Source organism: Mesorhizobium sp. B2-3-2 (assembly GCF_006442295.1).
Classification (GTDB): Bacteria; Pseudomonadota; Alphaproteobacteria; order Rhizobiales; family Rhizobiaceae; genus Mesorhizobium.
In genome coordinates this window covers 369,315-390,548 of the sequence record NZ_VFWA01000005.1, presented here as the reverse complement: position 1 = coordinate 390,548, position 21,234 = coordinate 369,315, and the positions used below count along the sequence as shown (strand labels likewise).

Here is a 21,234-nt window from a genome sequence, read left to right as displayed (position 1 = left end):
TTGAATGAAGAATTCCTCCGTGAGATGATGTGAAAGACATAGGGAGGAGCCTTGCCATGATCGTCGACACCCACCTGCATCTCATCGATCGCTCGGCCCTGCGCTACCCGTGGCTTGCCGGCGTGCCGGCACTCGATCGCGACTTCTCCTATGAGGAGTACGCCGTGGAAGCCCAGCGTGTCGGCGTCGAGCGCGTGCTGCATATGGAGGTCGATGTCGATCCGGCCGACATCGAGGCCGAGACCCAACGTATCGAAGGCCTGTCGAGACAGGCCGGCAGCATGCTGGCCGGGGCGATCGCCTCCTGCCGTCCGGAAGAGGCCGGCTTTGCGGCCTATCTGGAGCGCCAGCGAGCAAAGCCGTTCGTCAAGGGTTTTCGCCGCGTCCTCCACGTCATGCCCGACGAACTCTCGGAAGGCGCGCTGTTCCGGGACAACATCCGGCGGCTTGGCGGCACCGGGCTCACCTTCGATCTCGTCGTGCTGCCGCACCAGATTCCCAAGGCGATCGCGCTCGCCGACCTGGCGCCTGACGTCCAGTTCGTGCTCGACCATTGCGGCGTTCCGGACATCAAGGGCAATGGCGAGCACCCGTGGCGCGAACACATGAGCGACATCGCGCGGCGTCCGAACGTCGTGGCCAAGATTTCCGGCGTCGTCGCCTATGCAGATCCCGGCAGTTGGACGGTCGAGACGTTGCAGCCCTATGTCGAACACACGATCGGTTCGTTCGGCTGGGATCGTGTCGTCTGGGGCAGCGATTGGCCTGTCTGCACGCTGGGTGGCGGTCTGTCGACCTGGGTGGCGGCGACCCATGCGCTGCTTGCCGGCTGCAGCGTTGCGGAACGCGACAAGCTCTTGTCGGCGAACGCCCGCAAGCTCTGGCGGCTTTAACCGGCTCTGCTTGGGGTTCTTCAGATCGTCGCCGAAACGTGCCGTTCGCGGCCGTAGAGCGAAACCAGCAGCACGATGATGAAGCCGAGTGCTGCCTGCACCGCCGAGGGTTGGAAGCCGAGCCCGATCAGCAGCGTGTTGATCTCGGTCAGCACCAGCACGCCGGCGATGGTCCCGAGATAGCTGCCGCGCCCGCCGACCAGCGCGGCGCCACCGACGACCACGGCCGCGATGGTCTGGAACAGATAGGGCTGGCCGACATCCCCATAGGCCGAGCCGGTGAAGCCGAGCAGCAGCACGCCCGCCACCGCGGCGAAGAAGGCGCTTGCCGCATAGGTGATCACCCACATGCGGACGGGATCAATCAGCGCCAGCGGCGCGGCACCCGGATTGCTGCCGAGTGCGTAGAGCCGGCGTCCATAGGGCGTCCGCTCCAGCACCAGGACGACGAGCGCCGCCAGCACGACGAGGCAGGGCACCAGCCATGGAACCGGCAGCGGCCCGGCCGATCCGCCGATCGACACGAAGCTCGAAACCGCTTGCGGCGCGGAGCCTGAAGGGAAGCCGGCTGTCCACAAGAGCACCAGCCCTTGCACGACCATGCCTATGCCGAGCGTGACGATGAGCGGCTGGATGTCGAGGCTGCGCGCGATCAGCCCGTTGAGGCCGCCGATAAGGATCGCCAGCACGCCGACGAGGCCGCAGACCAGGACAAAATTCCAGCCATCGCCGTAGAGTTGCGCGGCCACGACATTGGCAAAGCCGATGACGAAGGGGATCGACAGGTCGATGCCGCCCATGATGACGACCAGCGTCTGCCCGATCGAGGCGACGGCGAGCAGCGAGGCAAGCACCAGCATGGCGCGCACCGCAAACGGGCTGGAGTAACCCGGAATGAGGATGGTGCCGGCAAGGTGCAGAAGGGCGGCAACACAGAAGGCGCCGACGACACGGGCATTGGTTGTCGCGAATAGATTTCGGCCAGCCATGTCAGCGCCTCCCGATGGCAAAGCGTTCCTGCAGCGCGGTCAGCATCACCGCCAGCACCAGTATTGCGCCGTAGGCGATCTGCAGCACGAAGGTCGAGACGTTGAACGTCGTCAGCACGCTCTGCAGCAGGAAGATGTCGACAGCGCCGATCGCAGCACCCGCAACGCCACCACGGCCGCCGGCAAGACTGACACCGCCAAGCGCGACAGCCGCAATGGCGATCAGCGTGTAGGTCGGGCCGATGTTGGGATCGGCCGACCCGATCAGCGCGGTCAGCATCAGTCCGGCGCAGCCGGCAAGGATGCCGGTCATGACATAGGCGATGAAGCGCACGAGCGTGACGTCGACGCCGGCGGTGTAGGCGGCGCGATCATCGCTGCCGACAGCCATCAGTTGGTCGTAATAGGGGCTGCGCCGCACCAGCCACCAGAAAAGGAACATCAAGGCCAGCGGCAGAAGCGAGAACGGGCCTGCCAGGGCTTTCAGCCAGGCCGGCGCCGGGCCGATCGGCGCCGGCAGGATGGTCAGCGTCACCCCGGTCAGGATCAGATAGGTGCCGAGCGTGGCTACGATCGGCTGGATGCGCACGATTGTCGCCAGGAACCCGTTCGCCGCCCCGACCAGCGCCCCGATGAGCAGCGCCGCCGGAACAAGCATCAGCGGCGAGGATATTCCGGCGCGCAGAAACAGCACCTGGATCACGATGGCGTTGACGAAGCCCATCAGCGGCCCGACCGAAATATCGATGCCGCCGCGCCCGGCGAGGATCACCGGGGTCGAGGCGATGGCCGCGCCGATCAGCGGCGCCGCCAGCCCAACCAGCGCACCCCAGGAGCCCGTCTGGAACCGTGCCGGGCTAAGGATCAGATTGACCGCCAGCAGGACGATCAGCAGCACGACGGCGAAGCCGACGCTTCGCCCGAAGGACAACAGGCGTGCAAAGGGTCTCATGCTGCGCGTCCGAACATGGCTGCGATCACGTTCTCGGTGGTCATCGCCAGACCGGCGATTTCCGCCGCGACTTCATTTTCGCGGAACACCAGCACGCGATGGCAGAGAAGAAGGATCTCCTCGATCTCGCTGGACAGGATGACGAGCCCCATGCCGTCGGAAGCCAGCCCGCGAAAGACGTCGTAGAGAACATGCCGGGTCGCCACGTCGACGCCGCGCGTCGGGTCGTTGAGAAGCAACATTGCGGGGTCCAGCGCCAGGGCTCGCGCCAAAAGCACCTTCTGCTGGTTGCCGCCAGACAGGGTTGTGATCGGTGCCTCGGGCCGGGGCGCTGATATCGACAGGCTTTCGCGATAGGCCTCGTAGCGCGCCTTGCGCGCCGCCGGGCTGATCAGGCCGAGGCGGGTGTCGCGCGACAGCGTCGAAACGGCGAAATTGTCGAGTACCGACTGGGTCGGGAAAATGCCATTGGCACGCCCGCGCGGAAGATAGGCGATGCCGCTCGATACGGCCTTGCGAAAGCCGGTGATGGCGCGGGATGCGCCGGGCAGATCGAGGGTGATCGAACCGCCGAGCGGCGCGACAAGGCCGGCGAGCATTTCGAGGAAAAGCTCCTGGCCATGGCCATCCAGGCCGGCGAGCCCAACGATCTCCCCGGGAGCTATTCGCTGCATGATCGGGCTGGCGCCCGGTGCGATGACGAGGTCGCGGATGGTGAGGGCGGCGCGATCAGCCATGCGCCAGCTCCGCGGCGGTGCGTGGCGCCATCGCCTTGAGAAGTTCCGCCGGCGTCGAGGCGCCGCGCTCCTCGGTGCGCACCACGCTGCCGCCGCGAAGGATGGAGATGCGGTCCGAAAGCGACGTCACCTCGTCCATGCGGTGCGTGATGAACAGGATCAGGCAGCCATCGCCGGCAAGCGTGCGCATCAGCGAAAAAACCGATTCGCGGTCGGCGAAGTCGAGTGCTGCCGTCACTTCGTCGAGGATCAGGATCTTTGGATTGCGCACGACCGCACGGGCAAGAACGACGAGTTGCTGCGCTGCGAGCGGCAACTGCCCGGCGGGCATGTCGAGCGGCACGTCGGTGACGGCGAAACGTTTGAGCGCGGCGGCTGCCCTGTCGCGCCGCTCGTTGCGGGGAACCGCGCGCCGGACCAGGCCGTCGAGGCCAAGCAGGATGTTGTCGGTGACGCTGCGGTCCGGCGCGATCAGCACTTCCTGGAAGACCGTGGCGAAGCCTTGCGCCTGGAAGGCCGAGGGGATTCCGCCCGAAAACGGCCTGCCTTGCAGCAGGACCGCGCCGCTGTCTGGCTGAACGATGCCGGACAACAGCTTGACCATGGTGCTCTTGCCCGAGCCGTTCTCGCCCAGGATGGTGTGGATCGTCCCCGCCCGGAACGCGATCGAAGCGTCCGCAAGCGCGACCGTCTCGCCATAACGTTTGGATATGTTTCTGATTTCAAGCATGTCGCGTTTCAAAGCTGGCAAGCCGGCCCTCCGAAAGAGCCGGCTTGTCGAGGTCCTATCTGGCCCAGGCGTCACTTCGCGCAGGCGTCAGGTACTTTCGAGTAATCCCATCCCTTGGTCGGCGCCGGGTTGGAGAAATAGGCGTCGAGCCATTCTTCCGGCATCGGATCCTTGGGCGGCACCGGGAAGATCGATACGGCATCCGTCGTCATGCAGTCCTTGTACCATTGGCCGAGATCGGCGTTGTGGACCGGCGGAATCGGAATGAGCAGCGTGTTCAACTTCGGCTTCTGGCCGTCGAGCATGCGTTCGCCGACGCGAAACAACGTTTCGGCGGTCCAGTGCGGCAGCACGGCATGGCCTTCGAAGCGGTACTTGTCGGGGTTGGCCTTCCAGTAGCCCAGGGCATCGCCGGTGATCGAACCGGTGATCAGCGGCGCCGGCCGGCCGGCTTCGGCGAAGGCTTCCGCGACGACGCGGCTTTCGCTGCCTGTCGTCCATACCGCATCGATCGGGGCCGGGTTGGTGGCGATCGCCTGCAGCACGACCGTCTTGGTGACATTGGCCGTCCAATTGCCGTTGACCGTGCGCGAGACCTTCAGCTTGGGGTTCTCCGCCAACGCCTTGTCGGCGCCCTGGCGCTCCTGAACCACGATCGGGTGGCCGGCGATGCCCTCGACCAGCAGGATGCTGGCGCCATCAGGCTCGGCCTTGCCGATCGCCGTCATCATGTCGTAGCCCCAGCGCGCATAGTTGGAATCGACATTGATCGCGTTCGGGCTGGTCACCGAACCGGCGGCGGTGATGAATGGGATGCCGGCCTTGGCGGCGGCATCGATGGCGTCGTCGAGCGCTGTTGCCGAGCCCGGAATCGAGGTGATGATCGAGCACTTCTTGTCGATGAAGGCGCGGATCTGGTTGATCTGCTGGCTGGCGTCGTTGTTGGAATCCGACACTTCGAAGCTGGAGACGGTGCCGTCGGCGATCAGTCCGTTCACCAGGCGCTTCAGCTCCTTGGTGACGGTGACCCGCCAGGGGTTGCCCTGGTAGGATTCCGAATGGCACCATTTCCATGGCTTGGGCGGCGGGGTGAAATTGTCCCAGGCCGATGGCAGAACCTTCTGCGGCGCGCCGTCATATTGCGCCTTGAGTTCATCGGGCAGCCCGCTGATGACGCCTTGCACGTCTTCGGCAAGCGCAGTCGTTGCGAGTGAGGCGAAGGCGGTTGCGGCCACAAGGCCGCGGATCAGGCTTTTCATTTGTCTCCTCCGTTCGATTTCTTCAGGCTCCTCCACCGGCAGTGCCGGTCGCCTGCGTCGGGGCGCTCTGCCGAAACAGGCGATTGAGATCGGCAATGACCTGGCTGGAACGATGCCCTGAGGTGATGCCGGAATTGACGCGGTCGGACGCGGCCTGCTGGAACGCCATGTAACCATCATGGCGAGGCCGCACCCATGCGCCCTCCAGGGTCGCGCGCGTATCGCGATAGAAATTGCCGGTTGCCGCATTGACGGCCTGATCCTCCCAGGCCGCGGCATGGCCGGGCTGGCCGCCGGCCGCAGCATAGGGGCCACGCTGGACCTCGCCGCTGGCGAGCCAGTAGGCGAAATCGGTTGCCGCTTCTTTCGCCTTCGTGAAGGCCGACACCGCTATGCCTGTGCCGCCAAGCGCCGTGCCAACCGGGCCGCTGGCGCCGACAACAGGGATGTCGCCAAAAGCCAGGCGATGTGGGCGAAACCCGGCCATCGCATAGGAAACGTAGCCATAGATCAGCGGCGAGCAGGCGATCAGGGATCCGGCCTCACCCATCCGCTCCGAGACGGCGATCGGGTCCATCTCGAGGCAGGCGGGGTCGACCAGCGCGGCAATCTCTCGCATTGTCTCGAAGACCTCGCTGCCGGCCTCGCCGTCGATGAGATCGCAGGACGGGTCGGTCGCGCAAGCATGCCCGAGATTGCCTGCGAGCGTGAAGAACACCATCATCGAATGCGGTGGCCGCAACGGCAGAAGCACGCGGCCCTGCCGGGCGAGATCGAGCACTTCGCTCCATCGCGATGGCGGTGCGTCGAGCGCATCGGGTCGCCATGCCTGCACCTGCGTCGCCGCATCGATGGGAAACGCCCACTGCCGTCCTTGCCATGTATAACTCGGATAGGACTGGCCGACGCTACCGGAGGAAAGGGCTGCGCGTTCCGCCTCACGGCCGGCGACATCGAGCGGCTCCAGGCAGCGTTCGGCGGTGATCTGGCCGACATGCGGATGATCGATGACGATCAGGTCATAGGCGCGTGCCAGTTCCTCGACCGGGAAGGACTCGAAGTCCTGCAGCGAACGCTTGTCCCATTCGACGGCAATGCCGGTTTTCTGCTTCCACAGCGACGAGCAGGCGACCATCGGATCATAGCCGCGCGGATGGTTCCAGGTCATGCCCCTGAGCGTGGGCTTGATGAAGCGCGTGGTCACAGGCCGAACTCCGCGCGGATCGCGGCACTGTGCTCGCCGATGCGGGGTGCTGCCCGATCGACCTTGGCCCTGATGCCGTCGACCCTGAGCGGCGAGCTGGTGGTGAGGATCGAGACATCGTCCTCGCGCGTCACCGTCTGCAGCATGTCGAGCGACTGGAACCCTCCGCTTGCCAACAATTCCGGCCAGGTCAGCACCTTGGCGCACCAGATGTCGGCGGGTTCGAGAACATCAAGCCACTCGTCGACCGTCCCGGTGGCGATCCTCTGCGCGATGATCGCCTTGATGTCGTCGCGCGCGGTGAACCACGATGCCGGCTTGTCGCGGTAGGGTGCCAGTTCCTCCAGCGACAGCAGGTCGGCGAGTTTCGGGATCGGCGTCATGGCGATGGCGAGGTAACCGTCCTTGGCGGGATAGACGCCGTAAGGTGCCGACAGATAGGCATGCGCGCTGCGGAAGCTGGAGCGGCGCGGCAGTCGCCGGCCGTCATTGAGATGCGTGGTCAGCACCTCGAACTGGAAGTCGACCAACGCCTCCAGCAGGCTGGTTTCGATATGGCTGCCCTGGCCGGTGATGCCGCGCCGCACAAGGGCGGCCAGTATGCCTTGCGCGCATGCCGCGCCCGCCAGCATGTCGCCGATGGCAAGCCCGAACGGCACCGGCCCCTGGTCCTCGTCGCCGTTCAGCCACATCACCCCGGAGCGCGCCTGCGCCAGGAGGTCCTGGCCGGGCCGCTTGACCCATGGGCCTTCCTCGCCATAGCCGCTGATCGAGGCATAGACCAGGCGCGGGTTGATCTTGCGGACGGCCTCGTAGTCGAGGCCGAGCCGTTCGATGACACCCGGCCTGAAATTCTGGATCAGCACGTCGGCCTTGCCCAGCAGGCCGTGCAGCGCCTTGAGATCCGCCTTGTCCTTGAGGTCGATGGCGAGGCTTTCCTTGGCCCGGTTGATGGCATGGAAAATGGTGGAATCGCCGCCGATCTCGGTGTCGCTGAGATAGAGCCGGCGCGACAGGTCGCCGCCGTCCGGACGCTCGATCTTGATGACGCGGGCGCCGAGATCGAGCAGCCTGAGCGAGCAATAAGGCCCGGACAGGAACTGGCTCATGTCGACGACGACGAGACCGGCAAGCGGCAATTCGGCTGCTGCCGGCATTTCTACTTCTCCGTTTTGCCGACGAAATCGGCAGGGTTGCGGTACTTCACCGTCTGCAGATGCTCGCAATAGAGAACGAGTTCGCCTTCGCCCTTGAACACCTCGTAACTGGCGCGGATCAGCCCCATTTCCTTGTAGCGCGGCGTCTTGTCGAGGTTGGAGCGGATCGAATAGATCGTATCGCCGATGAAGACGGGCTTTATGAAGCGGAGCTTGTCGTAGCCATAGGAAAACGCATTGACGCAGTTGGTTGCGACGAGCCCCAAGCCAGCCGAGAAGACGAAGGCGCCCGCCACCAGCCTCTTGCCGAAAATGCCCTCTGTCTCAGCAAACATCTGGTCCTGCACGTAAGGATGGATGTCGAGCACCAGCGTGTTGAAGAGGTGGCTGTCGCCCTCCGCCATGGTGCGGCGCAAAGAGCGGATCTTCTGGCCAACCGGCCAGTCCTCGTAGAACCAGTTCTCGGCGTTCCAAACCGGCAGGGCGGCATGCGCCTCGGGCATGTTGGCCGGGTGCGTCGAGGCGACGCCGACAGTCGGTGCGAAGTCGTTCATCGCTGGCTCCGGAAGCCCTGCGCGAGGCACGGCACAAGTTTCGGAACACGCGTCAAGGCGCCAGATTGCACGACGTCTCCTCCCGTCAATCTTCTTTTGTAAATAGTATTTTCACATATGGGGTTGCGTTGCAAGCGAGGACAGGCGAAATTTTGGCTGTTTCCGCTGCGCTCGAGCGCGAGCGGACAGGGAGGAAAACATGCGCGATGCCTGTCTGGTCTTTGTCGGCAGCCTGAACCGGGAGGCGCCCTATTTCCAAGGCGCACGCGGCGTCGGTCTCGGCGTCTACAGCTTCGACGAGGAGACGCTGGAAACACGCAAACTGGCCGAGACCAGTGACATCGACAATCCGACCTTCCTGTCGGTGACGCCGGACGGTTCGCGCCTCTACGCCAATTCGGAAGTGTTCGCCTGGCGCGAAGGAACGGTTTCGGCCTACGGCTTCGACCGCGCCTCGGGTACGCTCACTTACCTGAACAAGCAGCCGTCGCTCGGCAGCATCACCGCGCATAACACCATCAGCCGCGACGGCACGAAGCTGCTGGTCGCCAATTACGGCATGGGCGAGGGCGGTCCGGATCGCGCAGTCGCGGTCTATGGCTTCGACAGGGATGGCGCCTTGTCGGCTCCTCTGGCCAGCGTTTCGCACAACGGCACCGGCCCGAACGCGGCCCGGCAGGAGCGCTCGCATGCCCATAGCGTCACCGAAACCATCGCCGGCGGAACGGCCATCGTCGCCGATCTCGGCATCGACCGGCTGGTGTCCTACCGGATCGAGCACGATGGCAATCTGACCAAACTGGCCGAATCCGCTTTGCCGCCGGGCGCCGGTCCGCGCCATCTCGCCTTGCATCCGAATGGCCGTTTCGTCTTCGTCATGAACGAGCTGGATTCGACCATCGTGTCGATGGCGCTGGACGAGGCAAGCGGCAAGCTCTCGATCATCGACGCCAGGCCGGCCGTGCCGGCCGAGGCGCGCCAGGCCAATCACTGCGCCGATATCCAGATCTCGCCCGACGGCCGCTTCCTCTACGGCTCCAACCGAGGCCATGACAGCGTGGTCATCATGGCCGTCGACCAGCAAAGTGGCGCGCTGAGCCTCCTCGGCTATGTCCCTTGCGGGGGCGCCACGCCGCGCAACCTGGCGCTTACGCCGTCAGGCGGCCATCTGTTCTCGGCCAACCAGAATGCAGACCGCATTTCGATTTTCGCCCGCGATGCCGAGAGCGGCGGGCTGACCGACACCGGCCGTGCCATCGAGATCGGCACACCGATGTGCGTCAAGATCGTGCGGTGAATCGTGCGCAACATCGGCATCGAAGCCTCGGACTGAAACGGGCCGGAGCTCAGGCCAAGGCAACAAATCCGAGCTGATGGATCGCTCGGACCCTTCGCCGGAGCTGTTGACGGAGCCTTGAACGAAAAAACCCGCCTGCGCGGCGGGTTCCTGGCGCAACTCAGCACCATAGATAAATATCTACCATAGCTGCCTGCATCTAGTCAAGAAAAAATTCCTATCTTGAGCAGTTGCGGGCTATGGAAGGCTGCTGGCACAGCCGGACCGGCCGTCGTCAGGCCGCCTTTGTCAACTCGAGTTCACACTCTGGAGCTCAGGCCTGTTGTATTGCCGAGAGCTTCCAGCTCGAGCCATTCTGACGCGTGAAGGTCCACAGCTCCGTCGTCTCCGTGGGATGATCCTCGTCGCCCTCGACGACCTTGCCGCTGGCCCGGTCGCGCATCACGTCGCGCGATTCGTAACGCAGTGCGGCCGTTGCATAGTCACGGTCATCCTCGCGCCAGCTTTCCGCGATGTCGGCCTGCAGGAGGGTGACGTCGGACACCTCGTTCCTGAGGCCCTTCTTCGCATTGTCGGCCAGCTCTTCCGACAAATAGGACACCATTTCGGGCGTCAGCGCACGCCGCAAGGCGGCATGATCTTCACGCCCGAACGCTTCCTGGACATCGCTCAACAGCTGCTGGAATGCGTCGAGGTCGGCCTGGGCGAGCCGGATCTCATCGGAACCGGCCGCCGCGGAGCCTCCTCCTGAACCGCCACCAAAGCCGGGAATCGTGAAGGAACGCGCATTGTCCGCATCGCTCTGTCCGGCGGCGCGGTTTTCGAATCGCGAGGCATTGCCGGCGCCGGCGAGCGCAGGGGCGGGGCCACGCGCGGATTGCGACCGGAAGAACCTGATTGCCAGCATGATGGCGCCACCGATCAGCACGGCCTGCAGCAGGAAACCGAACATGCCGGCCAGCCCGCCGAAGCCCTGGCCCAGGAGCAGCCCGATCAGGCCGCCAATCAGCAGGCCGCGCATCATTGTCCCACCGAAGCCGCTCATGAAGCCGGGCCTCTGTGGGCCGGCCTGAGGCTGCCGGGCCGCGGTGTTCACGCCGGTGTTGGGTGTCATCGAACGCTCGACCGGAGCGGTCGGCGCCGGAGCGGTCCTGGTCGGCGGCGCCGATTGGAACGTGCGCATGCCGCGGCTGCCGAAACTGCCGCCGCGACGGGCCTCGGCATGGTCGATCGCGACCATTGAGAATGCCAGGAACAGTCCGGCAAACAGGGCGGCAAATCGGCTTGTGCGGGAAGTCATCTGGACGGACCTTTTATCGATGTGGTTTCGGAAATTCTCGGCGGACGCCGACCCGGCTAACCGGGCGTCGTGCGGTCAATCGAACAGCTCTTCGAAGAACGATTTCTTCCGTTTCGGATAGCGGTGGCCCTGCGAGCGCGCATAGTCGTCATCGCGGTCCCGGCCATGCTGGGGCTGGGAGAACGCGGCCGGCTGTGGCGCGGGCGAGGCCTCCTTGGCCGATCGCTCGATGATCTTGTCGAGTTCGCCTCGGTCAAGCCAGACGCCACGGCACTGCGGGCAATAATCGATCTCGATACCCTGGCGTTCGCTCATCACGAGCGCGACGCGGCAGGAGGGGCAAACCAAGCCAAGAAGGGAAGAAGATGTCATATGGGGCTCCAAACCAAAAGAGATGAGCCCGCTTGACCGAAAGGGTGGAAACGGGCCCGTTAAAGCGGTCCGACATCACGGTCGCGAGATGCGACAGTCAGAGGGGCCCGGCCCGCATGCGAGAATTAGGAACGCAGAGCGGCGCCTTCAAGGGCGACATTGTCCGCAAGGATCGAATTTGTTCCCCATCGCTGACGTCATTGCGCGTCGAGCGCTGGGTACCGCGCCTGCGCCCACGACCCCGGCGTCCCTGCTCAGACCGTCACCACGATCTCAGATCGTCACCACGATCTCAGATCGTCACCACGATCTTGCCGAACTGCTCGTTCGATTCGAGATAGCGATGCGCCTCGACGATGTGCTCGAACGGGAAGGTCCTGTCGATGATCGGCTTCAGCGCGCCGGCCTCCAGCCCTTCGAGGATGAACGCCTTGGCGGCTTCCAGCTTTGCTGGGTCGCCGGTGATCTCGTGGACGAGGTAGCCGCGCAGCGTCAATGTCTTGCCAAGCACGGCGGGCAAGGGAAACGGCGTCGGCTCGGGGCTCAACCCGCCATATTCGATGAGAATGCCACCACGGGACATCGCCGCCGCGAGCGGCTCGAAGATCGGGCCGCCGATCGCGTCCAGAACCACGCGCACGCCTTGCGGTCCGGCGATTGCTTCCAGTCTTGCGGCAAGATCCTCTTCGGCCAGAACCACGACATGTGGCGCGCCGGCGTCGAGCAGGGCCTGTTTCTTCGTCGAGGTCCGTGTCACCGCGATCGCCGTCGCGCCGACGCTGTTGACGATCTGGATCGCGGCAAGCCCGACGCTGCTCGAGGCTGCCGTGATGACGACGAAGTCCTCGTTGCGCAGCCTGGCGATGTCGATCAGCGCGCCATAGGCGGTGAGGTACGCCATCCACATCGCGGCCGCGGTCTGCCAGTCGAGTGATGTCGGGTTTTTGACGACGAGCCCGGCGGGATAGGTAACTAGCTCTCCATAAGCCGGCCAGCGGATCATCGATTGCGGCGGGATGACGCTGACGGCATCACCCGGCGCCAGACCCGTCACAGCTTCACCGACCGCGTCGATGAGGCCTGCGGCCTCCAGGCCAAGCCCGGACGGCAGGGTGGGCGTCTCGATATAGGTGCCCGCGCGCAGCAGCGCCTCGGCGCGATTGAGGCCGAGCGCCTTGACGCGGATCTGAACCTCGCCCGGGCCGGGTTGGAGAGGGTCCACATTTTCGATCCGCAAGACCTCGGGCCCACCATGCTGGTGAAAGCGAACGACGCGCGCCATTGGGTTACTCCAAATTGTCTGAACCGAAAGGAGCTATGCCGGTAAGACGAACTTGGATAAATGGCATCGGGAGCAGGACAGTAGAAACCAGGAGTTTCGAATATGGATCGGCTTGAGAGCATGGCCGTGTTCGTCAGGGCGGTCGACCTCGGCTCGTTCGCGGCGGCCGCGGCCGCGCTCGATCTGTCAGGACCGATGGTCGGCAAACACGTCCGGTTTCTGGAGGAGCGCCTCGGCATGCGCCTGCTCAACCGCACCACGCGCCGGCAGAGCCTCACCGAGTTCGGACGCGCCTATTACGACCGCTGTCGGCTGGTTCTGGCCGAGGCCGAAGCGGCCGATCAACTCGCCGCCGGCCAGCTTTCGGAACCGCGCGGCAAGCTGCGCGTCACCATGCCGGCGCATTTCGGCCGCCACTGCGTAACACCGGTGCTGCTGAACTTGGCGCGGCAATATCCGATGCTGGAACTCGACCTGTCGCTCAGCGACCGCTTCGCCGATCTTGCCGAGGACGGCTACGATCTTGCCATCCGAACCGGCGATCTGGAGGACAGGGCAGGCGTGATCGCGCGCCGCGTCGCTCGCCAGGGCATGGTTGTCTGTGCGGCGCCGTCCTATCTGAAAACTCAGGGCGAGCCACGGCGGATCGAAGACCTCGCCAATCATCATGCCATCGTATACCGCCGGCTCGGCCAAGCCGTTCAGCCTTGGCTGTTCCCGCGCGAGGGACAACCAGCACAGGAGATCATGCCCGGCGGCCGGCTGCGGCTCGACGATCTCGATGCCATCGCCGACGCTTCGGCCGAGGGCATGGGGCTCGCCTGGTTGCCCTGGTGGCTGGTTCGCGAGCGCATTCAGGCCGGCGCGCTGGTCGAGCTCCTGCCGGACCAGCCGCGATGTCTCTATGACTGCCACGCCCTTTGGCTGCAGACGCCCCATTTGCCGCTGAAAGTTCGGCTGGCCGTCGATGCGTTGGCGGCCGCCTTGCCGAAACGGATGGCTTGATCGCCAGCGCCCGCGACCACTCTCGTTTGGGATCGCGCGGACATTCCGTGAAGAGGCGCCTCGGCTCTTTGAGGCATCGCTTTCCAGTGCCATATCAGGCAAAGCTGGCGGCATGCGGGCACATTGCAGGAGAGACGGTTGATGACCAAAGGTTCGGATCTGTTCGTGGCGGCCCTCGAGAACGAAGGGGTCGACCGGATATTCGGCATTCCGGGCGAGGAGAATCTCGACATCGTCGAATCCATCCGCCGCTCCTCGATCCAGCTCGTCCTGACCCGTCACGAGCAGGCGGCCGCCTTCATGGCAGCCACGTATGGCCGGCTCACCGGCAAGCCAGGTGTGTGCATCACCACGCTCGGCCCCGGCGCGCTCAATCTGACGACCGGCTCGGCCTATGCGCTGCTCGGCGCCATGCCGATGATCATGATCACCGGCCAGAAGGGAATCCTGTCGTCCAGGCAGGCGCGGTTCCAGATCGTCGACATCGTCGCGGCGATGAAACCGCTGACCAAGCTGTCGCGCCAGATCGTCTCGCCCAAAATGATCCCCTCGCTGGTGCGCGAAGCCTTCCGCGTCGCCCAGGAAGAGCGGCCAGGCCCCGTGCATCTGGAACTGCCGGAAGACATTGCGGCGGCGGAGTGCGATCCGGTTCCGCTGGTGCCGACGCATCCGGTCGAACTGCCGTTGGCCGGTGCGGGCGCGCTCGACCGCGCCGCCCGCATGATCATCGAGGCCAAACGTCCCCTGCTGATGTTCGGCGCCGCGGCGTCGCGGCCACGCGTCACGCCTGATGTCGCCCAGTTCGTGCTGCGCACCCAAATTCCCTATTTCACCACGCAGATGGGCAAGGGCACCGTGCCTGGCGGCACCGAACTCTACATGGGCACGGCGGCCCTTTCGGAACGCGACTACGTGCACGAGGCCATAGAACAGGCCGACCTGATCGTCACCATCGGTCACGATACGGTCGAGAAGCCGCCCTTCATCATGGGCGCCAACGGGCCGAAGGTCATCCATGTCGGCTATCAAACCGCCGATGTCGAGCAGGTCTATTTCCCGCAGACCGAGATCGTTGGCGACCTCGGCCCTTCGCTGGCGCTGCTGGCGGATCGCATCGAGGGCAAGATCCCCAACGCGCAGGCCCTGCTGCCGCTGCGCGAAGGCATTCTGAGCCGCATCGCCGCGCGCGCCACCGAGGACCGCTTCACGCCGCAACGCATCGTGCATGACGTGCGTTCCGTGATGCCGGCCGACGGTATCCTTGCCCTCGACAACGGCATGTACAAGATCTGGTTCGCGCGCAACTACCGCACGCGCATGGCAAATACGCTGCTGCTCGACAATGCGCTGGCCACAATGGGCGCGGGGCTGCCGTCGGCGATGATGGCGGCACTGCTCTATCCGCAGCGCCGCGTCATGGCCATCTGCGGCGACGGCGGCTTCATGATGAACAGCCAGGAACTGGAGACCGCCGTCCGCCTCAAGCTCAACCTTGTCGTCCTGCTGCTCGAGGACCACGCCTATGGCATGATCCGCTGGAAACAGGCGGTCGACGAGTTTCCGGATTTCGGCATGACCTTCGGCAATCCCGACTTCGTCAAATACGCCGAGGCCTATGGCGCCAAGGGAACCAGGGTCGGCGCGATCGCCGAATTCCGGCCGGCGCTGGAACAGGCCTTCACCGGCGGCGGCGTCCATCTCGTCGTCGTGCCCATCGACTATTCCGAAAACATCAGGGTGCTTGTCGACGAATTGCGAGAGCGGCTGCCGGCGGTGCAGGCGAACTGACGGCGGTCGGCGCCAAGGCGTTGCCGGCAAAGACCAGATTCGGTGCGATGGCTGCGCGGCTGGGGCAAACCCGTATGCCGCGCAGCCGGGACTCCTACAGCTTGCAGTAGGGCGTTACCGGAGCAATGGTGCCAAAGTCCTTGACGATCTCGTAGCTGATGCCATCGGCCGCCGCCTTGCCGACATAGGAATGGCAGAGCGTGTGGTTGTTGCTGGCGTCGACGCGGATCTTGCCCTGAGGCGCGTCGAACTCGATGGTCGGCAGTGCCTTGAGCACGTCGTCGTCCTTCAGCGACCCTGCTTTTTCGGCGGCAAGCGCGTAAAGGTGCAGGCCGTTGTAGCCGGCCTCGCCGATCCCGTTGACCATCTTCTCCTGGCCGAACTTTTCGCGGAAGCTCGAAATGAACTTCTTGTTGACCGGGTTGTCGAGCGCCATCCAATAGGGTTGCGGCGCATAGGTTCCGGCCGCCACGCCGGGCGGCAGCGCGTCCTTGTTGAACACCTCGTCGAGCGGCGCGATCAACGGCTGCTTGACGTCGAAGCTGCGGTACTGCTTGAGCTGCGTGACCGCGTCGTTGCCGACCACCATCGACCACACGACATCGGGCTTCAGCGACTTGATTTTCTGGAAGGCGGGACCGAAATCCGTCGTGCCGAACGGATAGTAGTCTGCGCCGATGATTTTGCCGCCCGCCTTTTCATAGGCGGCCGTGATCGCCTCGGTCATCTTCTGCGGCCAGGCGTAGTCTGAAGCCATGATGTAGATCGTCTTGCCGAGATTCTCCGCCACCCATGGCATCATCGGGTCGACCTGCTGCATCGGGATCGGACCGGTGGCGACGAAGTAGCGGTTGCACTCGCCGCCCTCGAAATTGGTCGGATAGAAGAACAGCTTCTTGGCCTTCGATGTCACCGACAGCGTGGCACTTCGCTCGGGCGAAATGATCGTGCCCATGATCACGTCGACCTTGTCTTCGTTGAGGAGCTTGCGCGCCTTGTCGATCGAGCCCTTGGTCGTGGTCTGGTTGTCCTCGACGAACAGTTCGACTTGGCGCCCGCCGATGCCATTGGCGGCGTTGAGCTCCGCGGCGGCGAGCTTGTAGCAATTGAGCAGCGTCTCGCCGAGTATCGCCTGCAAGCCGGTGATCGGGATCGACAGGCCGATCTTGACGGTGTCGGCCGCGCGCAGGATGCCCGGAGCGCCGACTATGGCGAAGGCAGCCGCGGCGCCGCCGGATTTCAAGACAGTTCTTCTGCTTATCATTGTTGTGTTCCCTTCCAGTCCAGGCGCGCCCCATGCACGCCTTACAAAGTCAACAGGTTCCAGGCGCTTCAGGCGCGCCCTATAAGGCCAACAAATCCTTGAGCAGGCTCTCGTCGGCGAATGACTCCGGCGGGCCTTCGTGCACGATCCTGCCTTTCTCCATCACCAGACAGCGGTCCGCCGCCTTGAGGACGAGATCGAGATTCTGCTCGACCAGGACGATCGCGATGCCGCGCTCGCGCGCGATGCGCGGCACCAGTTCGGCGATCGTCTGGACGATGTTCGGCTGAATGCCTTCCGAGGGCTCGTCGAGCAGCAGCACCGATGGCAGGCCGCACAGCGCACGGCCGATCGCCAGCATCTGCTGCTGTCCGCCCGAGAGCGTGCCGGCGATTTGCGCCTCGCGTTCGCGCAGGATCGGAAAATAGCCGAAAATGTCGGCCGGAATGCCGCCGTCGCCACGATCTTTGGCGGCACGGGTGCCGACTTCAAGGTTCTGTCGCACAGTGAGCTGGTTGAAGATGCCGCGCCCTTGGGGCACATGCGCGATGCCGGCGCGCGCGCGGCGGAAGGCCGGCGCACTGGTAAGGTCCTGGTCACCGAGAACCACCGCGCCGCCGCTCGCCTTCAAACCGCCGGCGATGACGCGCAGCAGCGTCGTCTTGCCGGCGCCGTTGCGGCCGAGCAGGCCGACGACTTCGCCCGCCGCGACGCCGAGATCGATGCCGTTCAGCACCGGGAGCAGGCCATAGCCAGCCGAGACGGCAAGTGTCCGCAGCATGCTCAGCGCCTCCCAAGATAGACGTCGCGGACCATCTCGTCGGCTTCGATGTCGTGGAAGGGGCCGCTGCGCAACCGACGCCCCTGGTGCAGCACCAGCGTCTCGCAATTCAGCGCCCGCACGAAACGGATGTCGTGCTCGACCGCGACGATCGAGAACTCGCCCTTGAGCCGCAAAAGCATCTGCGCCGTCGCCAGCGTCTCCTGCGGCGTCATGCCGGCGGTCGGCTCGTCGAGCAGCAGCAGGCGCGGCTCGATCGCCAGCGCCATGCCGATCTCCAGCCACTGCTTCTGGCCATGCGCAAGTTCGCCGGCCAGCGTGGCGGAGCGGTTGCCGAGCGCGACCAGCTCCATCAACTCGCCGACCGGGCGCGCCGGGGAGGGGGCGCCCCAGCGCGCCACCTTCAGATTGTCTTCCACCGACAGGCTGGGGAACACCGACGGGATCTGGAATTTGCGGGCGATGCCGAGCCGGGCGATACGGTGCAGCGGCAGGCCGGCTATGTCGTGGCCGAGGAAACGCACGCTGCCGGTGGTCGGGCGCAGCGTGCCGGTCAGAACGTTGAGGAACGTGCTCTTGCCGGCTCCGTTCGGCCCGATGATGCAGCAGAGTTCCTTGTCGCGCACGGTAAGGTTCAATCCTTCCAGCGCTTGCAGCCCGCCAAAGCGGATGCCGACATTCTCGGCCTCGAGCAGGACGTCGCTCATTGCGTGCGCCTCCGGGCCCTGAACAGGTTTTTCAGCCGTGCATAGATCGACAGGATGCCGTCCGGCAGCACGAAGACGATGATGACGAAGACGCAGCCGAGCAGCAGCGGCCACAGGCTCGGGTTGAAGCTGCTGATCTGCTGCTGCGCGCGCTGGATGAAGATTGCGCCGAGCACCGGCCCAAGCAGCGTGCCGCGCCCGCCGACCGCCACCCAGACGATGACTTCCGTCGACAGAAGCAGTCCGGAGAGGTCCGGTGCCACCAGCCCGGCCATGCAGACGTAAAGCGCGCCGGCGAGCCCGGCGATTGCCGCCGATGCGATGAAGGTCACCAGCAGCCGCAGCGGAGCGTTGTGGCCCAGTGCTGCTGCCCGAACCTCATTGTCCTGGATCGCGGTCAGCACCGTGCCCCAGCGGCCACGGCCGATCGACCACAGCGTCAGCACGGCCACCGCCGCGATGGCCGCGACGAAGATATAGCTCGGCAGGTCCTGGCTGAGATCGACATGCAGACCGCCAAGATCGAATTCGATCGGCGGGATGCCTATCAGGCCGCTGTCGCCGCCCGTGACCGAACTCCAGGAGATGGCCGCCTGCTGGCAGATGACGCCCATGGCCAGCGTGACGATGGTGAAGTAGCTGCCACGGATGCCGCCGAAGAACAGGAAGTAGCCGATGATGGCGGCGACGAAGGCCGCGCCCGCGACCGCGCCTGTGATGCCGACAAGGCTGGCGAAGGGGATCGCGTCATTGAGCGTGACCAATGCCATGATGTAGCCGCCGATGCCGAAGAAGGCGGCGTGGCCGAAACATAGGATTCCGGTGCGGCCCCAGAAGAAGTCGAGGCTCGCCGCGAACAGGCCGAAGATCAGCGCGTCGCGGATCACCGTCAGCTGGTAGCCGTCGGCGAAGAAGGGATAGACGATGGCAAGCGCCACGCAGACGCCGAAGATCAGCAGCCAGTTGCGGTCCCGGGCGATCATCGAGAAGCCCCGTTGAACAGGCCGTTGGGTCGCACGCGCACGGCGACGATGGCCGCCAGCAGCACGACCGCCTGCGCCAGCGATGGCGAGATCTGGTAGTTGAGGATGCTGGTCAAGCCACCGACGAAGACGCTGCCGGCGACGAGGCCGCCGATCGAGCCGACGCCACCGACGATGACGACGAAGAAGGCGTTGGCGAGATAGTTCACCCCCATCTGCGGCAGCACGATCGCCAGCGGCGCGACCAATCCGCCGGCCAGCCCCGCGATTGCCGCGCCGAAGGTGAAGGCGATGGCATAGGTGCGCCGCGTGTTGATGCCGACGCCCTCCGCCATTTCGCGATTCTGGATGACGGTGCGGATGTCGAGCCCGAACGACGTCCGGCTGATCAGCAGGATGACACCGAGCAGGGTCAGCATGGCGATGGCAATCAGGATCAGCCGGTAGGCCGGATAGACTGTGAAGAAGAGGTCGAGCGTTCCCTCGACCGGCGGCGTCACGGGCTTGGCGCCGAGGCCAAAGGTCAGTTCCAGCCCCTGCTGGAGGATGAGGCTGACGCCCCAGGTGGCAAGCACCGTCGACACCGGCCGCGAATAGAGGTGGCGAATGATGGCGAATTCCAGGATGCAGCCGACCACGGCGCCGGCGATGGGTGCGGCCGCCAGGCCCAGCCAGAACGAGCCGCCCATGCTCTGGATGAAGTAGACCGCGAAGGCGCCGACGCTGACGAACTCGCCATGCGCCAGATTGGTCACGTTCATCAGGCCGAAGCTGATGGCGAGTCCGAGCCCGACCAGCATAAGGATGCTGATCAGCGTCAGCGCATTGAGCAATGTCGTGATGGCGAAATCCATCGCTTCAGGCCGCGCTGGCGAGGCGTTGGCGCAAGCCCGCGAGCAGGCCTTCGGCCGCATCGATCACCGCCGCCTGATGCGGCTGCAGGTCCTGCCCCGCCCAGTCGTCGATATGGTCCGACAGCGGGTCGACCACCTCGGTGCGGTGATTGGCTAGCGTCTCGATGACGGCGTGGCCGCAGAATGGCACATAGCCTTCGGAATAGCCGCCTTCATGGCTCATCATCAGCCGTCCGTTCGAGACTTCGGCGGCGAGGGCCACCATGCGTGCGGCAAGGCGGCGAAAACATTCGCTGTTGAGCATCATGCGGCCGAGCGGGTCGAAGCCGGACGCATCGAAACCGGAAGCGACGATGACGAGGTCCGGCTTGAACGCGCGCAAGGCAGGGCCGATGACGCGGTCGAACGTGGCTTCATAGGCGCCGGTGCCGCTGCCGGCCGGCAGCGGGACGTTGATGTTATAGCCTTCGCCGGGCCCCTTGCCGTTGTCGCGGAGCGCGCCGCGTCCGGTCGGATAGAGATTGTCCTGATGCACGGAAATGGTCAGCACCGAGGGGTCGGAATAGAAAACCGTCTCGGTGCCATTGCCATGATGCACATCCCAGTCGACCACGGCGGCGCGGCCGAGCAGGCCCTCATGCTGCAGCCGGCGGACGGACACGCCGATGTTGGAGAACAGGCAATTGCCTATGGCCTGGTCGGGCTCGGCATGGTGGCCCGGCGGCCGCGCCAGCGCGTAGGCGTTGTCGACGCGGCCGGTCAGCACGGCGCGCATGGCGGCATAGGTCGTGCCGGCGGACAAAAGGGCGATGTCGAAACTGTTGAGCCCGATCGGGGCCTGCGGCCCGGCGAAGCCGGAACCGCGTTCGCTGAGCATCCTGATGTCGTCGACATGGCGACGCGTATGCACGCGCAGCAGATCCTCGACCGAAACCGGCTCCGCGATGATCGGCACGAGATGGCGGGACAGGCCGCTGACCTGGATGAGATTGTTGAGCCGGCGCTTCGAGCCGGGTGACTCCAGGTGCCGGCCGGGCTCCACGAAACGGCCGGGAGGCATCATGTCGGCGCTGGAGCCGGTGTCATGCCACATCAGCTGTTCGTGAAAAACGTAACCTGTCGCCAT

At 65.0% G+C, this 21,234-nt stretch carries 21 protein-coding genes; 4 read left to right on the top strand and 17 right to left on the bottom strand.

Annotated elements, in window-relative coordinates:
- Positions 1 to 56: 56 nt before the first annotated feature.
- Positions 57 to 893, top strand: a complete 837-nt coding sequence (locus tag FJ964_RS15975) for an amidohydrolase (RefSeq protein ID WP_140551256.1) — start codon at positions 57 to 59, stop codon at positions 891 to 893.
- 20 nt (positions 894 to 913) lie between these two features.
- Here the strand turns inward: FJ964_RS15975 and FJ964_RS15970 are convergent, their stop codons facing one another.
- The 8 genes from FJ964_RS15970 to FJ964_RS15935 form a co-directional block, all read right to left on the bottom strand.
- On the bottom strand, positions 914 to 1,882 hold the full coding sequence (locus FJ964_RS15970; RefSeq protein ID WP_140551255.1) for an ABC transporter permease: 969 nt from the start codon (positions 1,880 to 1,882) through the stop codon (positions 914 to 916).
- A 1-nt stretch (position 1,883) separates the two neighbouring features.
- Positions 1,884 to 2,834 (bottom strand): ABC transporter permease, encoded by a 951-nt coding sequence (locus FJ964_RS15965; RefSeq protein WP_140551254.1) that lies wholly within the window; start codon positions 2,832 to 2,834, stop codon positions 1,884 to 1,886.
- Positions 2,831 to 3,571, bottom strand: coding sequence for an ATP-binding cassette domain-containing protein (locus FJ964_RS15960; protein ID WP_140551253.1), 741 nt, complete (start codon positions 3,569 to 3,571; stop codon positions 2,831 to 2,833). The genes FJ964_RS15965 and FJ964_RS15960 overlap by 4 nt, the downstream gene beginning before the upstream one ends.
- A complete protein-coding gene (locus tag FJ964_RS15955) occupies positions 3,564 to 4,301 on the bottom strand; it encodes an ATP-binding cassette domain-containing protein (protein ID WP_140551252.1) in 738 nt (245 codons plus the stop codon). Before FJ964_RS15955 ends, FJ964_RS15960 begins: the two co-directional genes overlap by 8 nt.
- Positions 4,302 to 4,372: 71 nt before the next feature.
- A complete protein-coding gene (locus FJ964_RS15950; protein ID WP_140551251.1) occupies positions 4,373 to 5,560 on the bottom strand; it encodes an ABC transporter substrate-binding protein in 1,188 nt (395 codons plus the stop codon).
- Between the two features lie 22 nt (positions 5,561 to 5,582).
- On the bottom strand, positions 5,583 to 6,728 hold the full coding sequence (locus tag FJ964_RS15945) for an extracellular solute-binding protein (protein ID WP_140551321.1): 1,146 nt from the start codon (positions 6,726 to 6,728) through the stop codon (positions 5,583 to 5,585).
- Between the two features lie 32 nt (positions 6,729 to 6,760).
- Positions 6,761 to 7,921, bottom strand: a complete 1,161-nt coding sequence (locus tag FJ964_RS15940) for a CaiB/BaiF CoA-transferase family protein (protein WP_140551250.1) — start codon at positions 7,919 to 7,921, stop codon at positions 6,761 to 6,763.
- 2 nt (positions 7,922 to 7,923) lie between these two features.
- Positions 7,924 to 8,475 (bottom strand): MaoC family dehydratase, encoded by a 552-nt coding sequence (locus tag FJ964_RS15935; RefSeq protein WP_140551249.1) that lies wholly within the window; start codon positions 8,473 to 8,475, stop codon positions 7,924 to 7,926.
- Positions 8,476 to 8,674: 199 nt separating this feature from the next.
- Between FJ964_RS15935 and FJ964_RS15930 the strand changes: the two genes are divergently transcribed.
- A complete protein-coding gene (locus tag FJ964_RS15930) occupies positions 8,675 to 9,772 on the top strand; it encodes a lactonase family protein (protein WP_140551248.1) in 1,098 nt (365 codons plus the stop codon).
- 313 nt (positions 9,773 to 10,085) lie between these two features.
- On the opposite strand, the gene FJ964_RS15925 is transcribed toward FJ964_RS15930, so the two are convergent.
- The 3 genes from FJ964_RS15925 to FJ964_RS15915 form a co-directional block, all read right to left on the bottom strand.
- Complete coding sequence (locus FJ964_RS15925) at positions 10,086 to 11,072, bottom strand: Tim44 domain-containing protein (protein WP_140551247.1); 987 nt, start codon at positions 11,070 to 11,072, stop codon at positions 10,086 to 10,088.
- Between the two features lie 75 nt (positions 11,073 to 11,147).
- Entirely contained in the window at positions 11,148 to 11,444 is a 297-nt protein-coding gene (locus tag FJ964_RS15920; protein WP_140497640.1) for a zf-TFIIB domain-containing protein, read from the bottom strand.
- Between the two features lie 292 nt (positions 11,445 to 11,736).
- Entirely contained in the window at positions 11,737 to 12,726 is a 990-nt protein-coding gene (locus tag FJ964_RS15915) for a zinc-dependent alcohol dehydrogenase family protein (RefSeq protein ID WP_140551246.1), read from the bottom strand.
- A gap of 102 nt (positions 12,727 to 12,828) precedes the next feature.
- On the opposite strand from FJ964_RS15915, the gene FJ964_RS15910 reads away from it, so the two are divergent.
- Together FJ964_RS15910 and FJ964_RS15905 are read left to right on the top strand one after the other, a co-directional pair.
- Positions 12,829 to 13,731 (top strand): LysR family transcriptional regulator, encoded by a 903-nt coding sequence (locus FJ964_RS15910; RefSeq protein WP_140551245.1) that lies wholly within the window; start codon positions 12,829 to 12,831, stop codon positions 13,729 to 13,731.
- Positions 13,732 to 13,872: 141 nt separating this feature from the next.
- Positions 13,873 to 15,519, top strand: coding sequence for an acetolactate synthase large subunit (locus FJ964_RS15905; protein WP_140551244.1), 1,647 nt, complete (start codon positions 13,873 to 13,875; stop codon positions 15,517 to 15,519).
- A gap of 94 nt (positions 15,520 to 15,613) precedes the next feature.
- On the opposite strand, the gene FJ964_RS15900 is transcribed toward FJ964_RS15905, so the two are convergent.
- From FJ964_RS15900 to FJ964_RS15875, 6 genes are all read right to left on the bottom strand, one after another.
- Entirely contained in the window at positions 15,614 to 16,762 is a 1,149-nt protein-coding gene (locus FJ964_RS15900) for a substrate-binding protein (RefSeq protein ID WP_246676185.1), read from the bottom strand.
- A 100-nt stretch (positions 16,763 to 16,862) separates the two neighbouring features.
- Complete coding sequence (locus tag FJ964_RS15895) at positions 16,863 to 17,564, bottom strand: ABC transporter ATP-binding protein (protein ID WP_140551242.1); 702 nt, start codon at positions 17,562 to 17,564, stop codon at positions 16,863 to 16,865.
- Between the two features lie 2 nt (positions 17,565 to 17,566).
- Entirely contained in the window at positions 17,567 to 18,271 is a 705-nt protein-coding gene (locus tag FJ964_RS15890) for an ATP-binding cassette domain-containing protein (protein WP_140551241.1), read from the bottom strand.
- Positions 18,268 to 19,254 carry a branched-chain amino acid ABC transporter permease gene (locus FJ964_RS15885; protein WP_140551240.1) on the bottom strand — a complete coding sequence of 329 codons (987 nt, stop codon included), beginning with the start codon at positions 19,252 to 19,254 and terminating at the stop codon, positions 18,268 to 18,270. The genes FJ964_RS15890 and FJ964_RS15885 overlap by 4 nt, the downstream gene beginning before the upstream one ends.
- Positions 19,251 to 20,108, bottom strand: coding sequence for an urea ABC transporter permease subunit UrtB (urtB, locus tag FJ964_RS15880; RefSeq protein ID WP_140551239.1), 858 nt, complete (start codon positions 20,106 to 20,108; stop codon positions 19,251 to 19,253). Before urtB ends, FJ964_RS15885 begins: the two co-directional genes overlap by 4 nt.
- A 4-nt stretch (positions 20,109 to 20,112) precedes the next feature.
- Positions 20,113 to 21,234, bottom strand: a complete 1,122-nt coding sequence (locus FJ964_RS15875) for a class II histone deacetylase (RefSeq protein WP_140551238.1) — start codon at positions 21,232 to 21,234, stop codon at positions 20,113 to 20,115.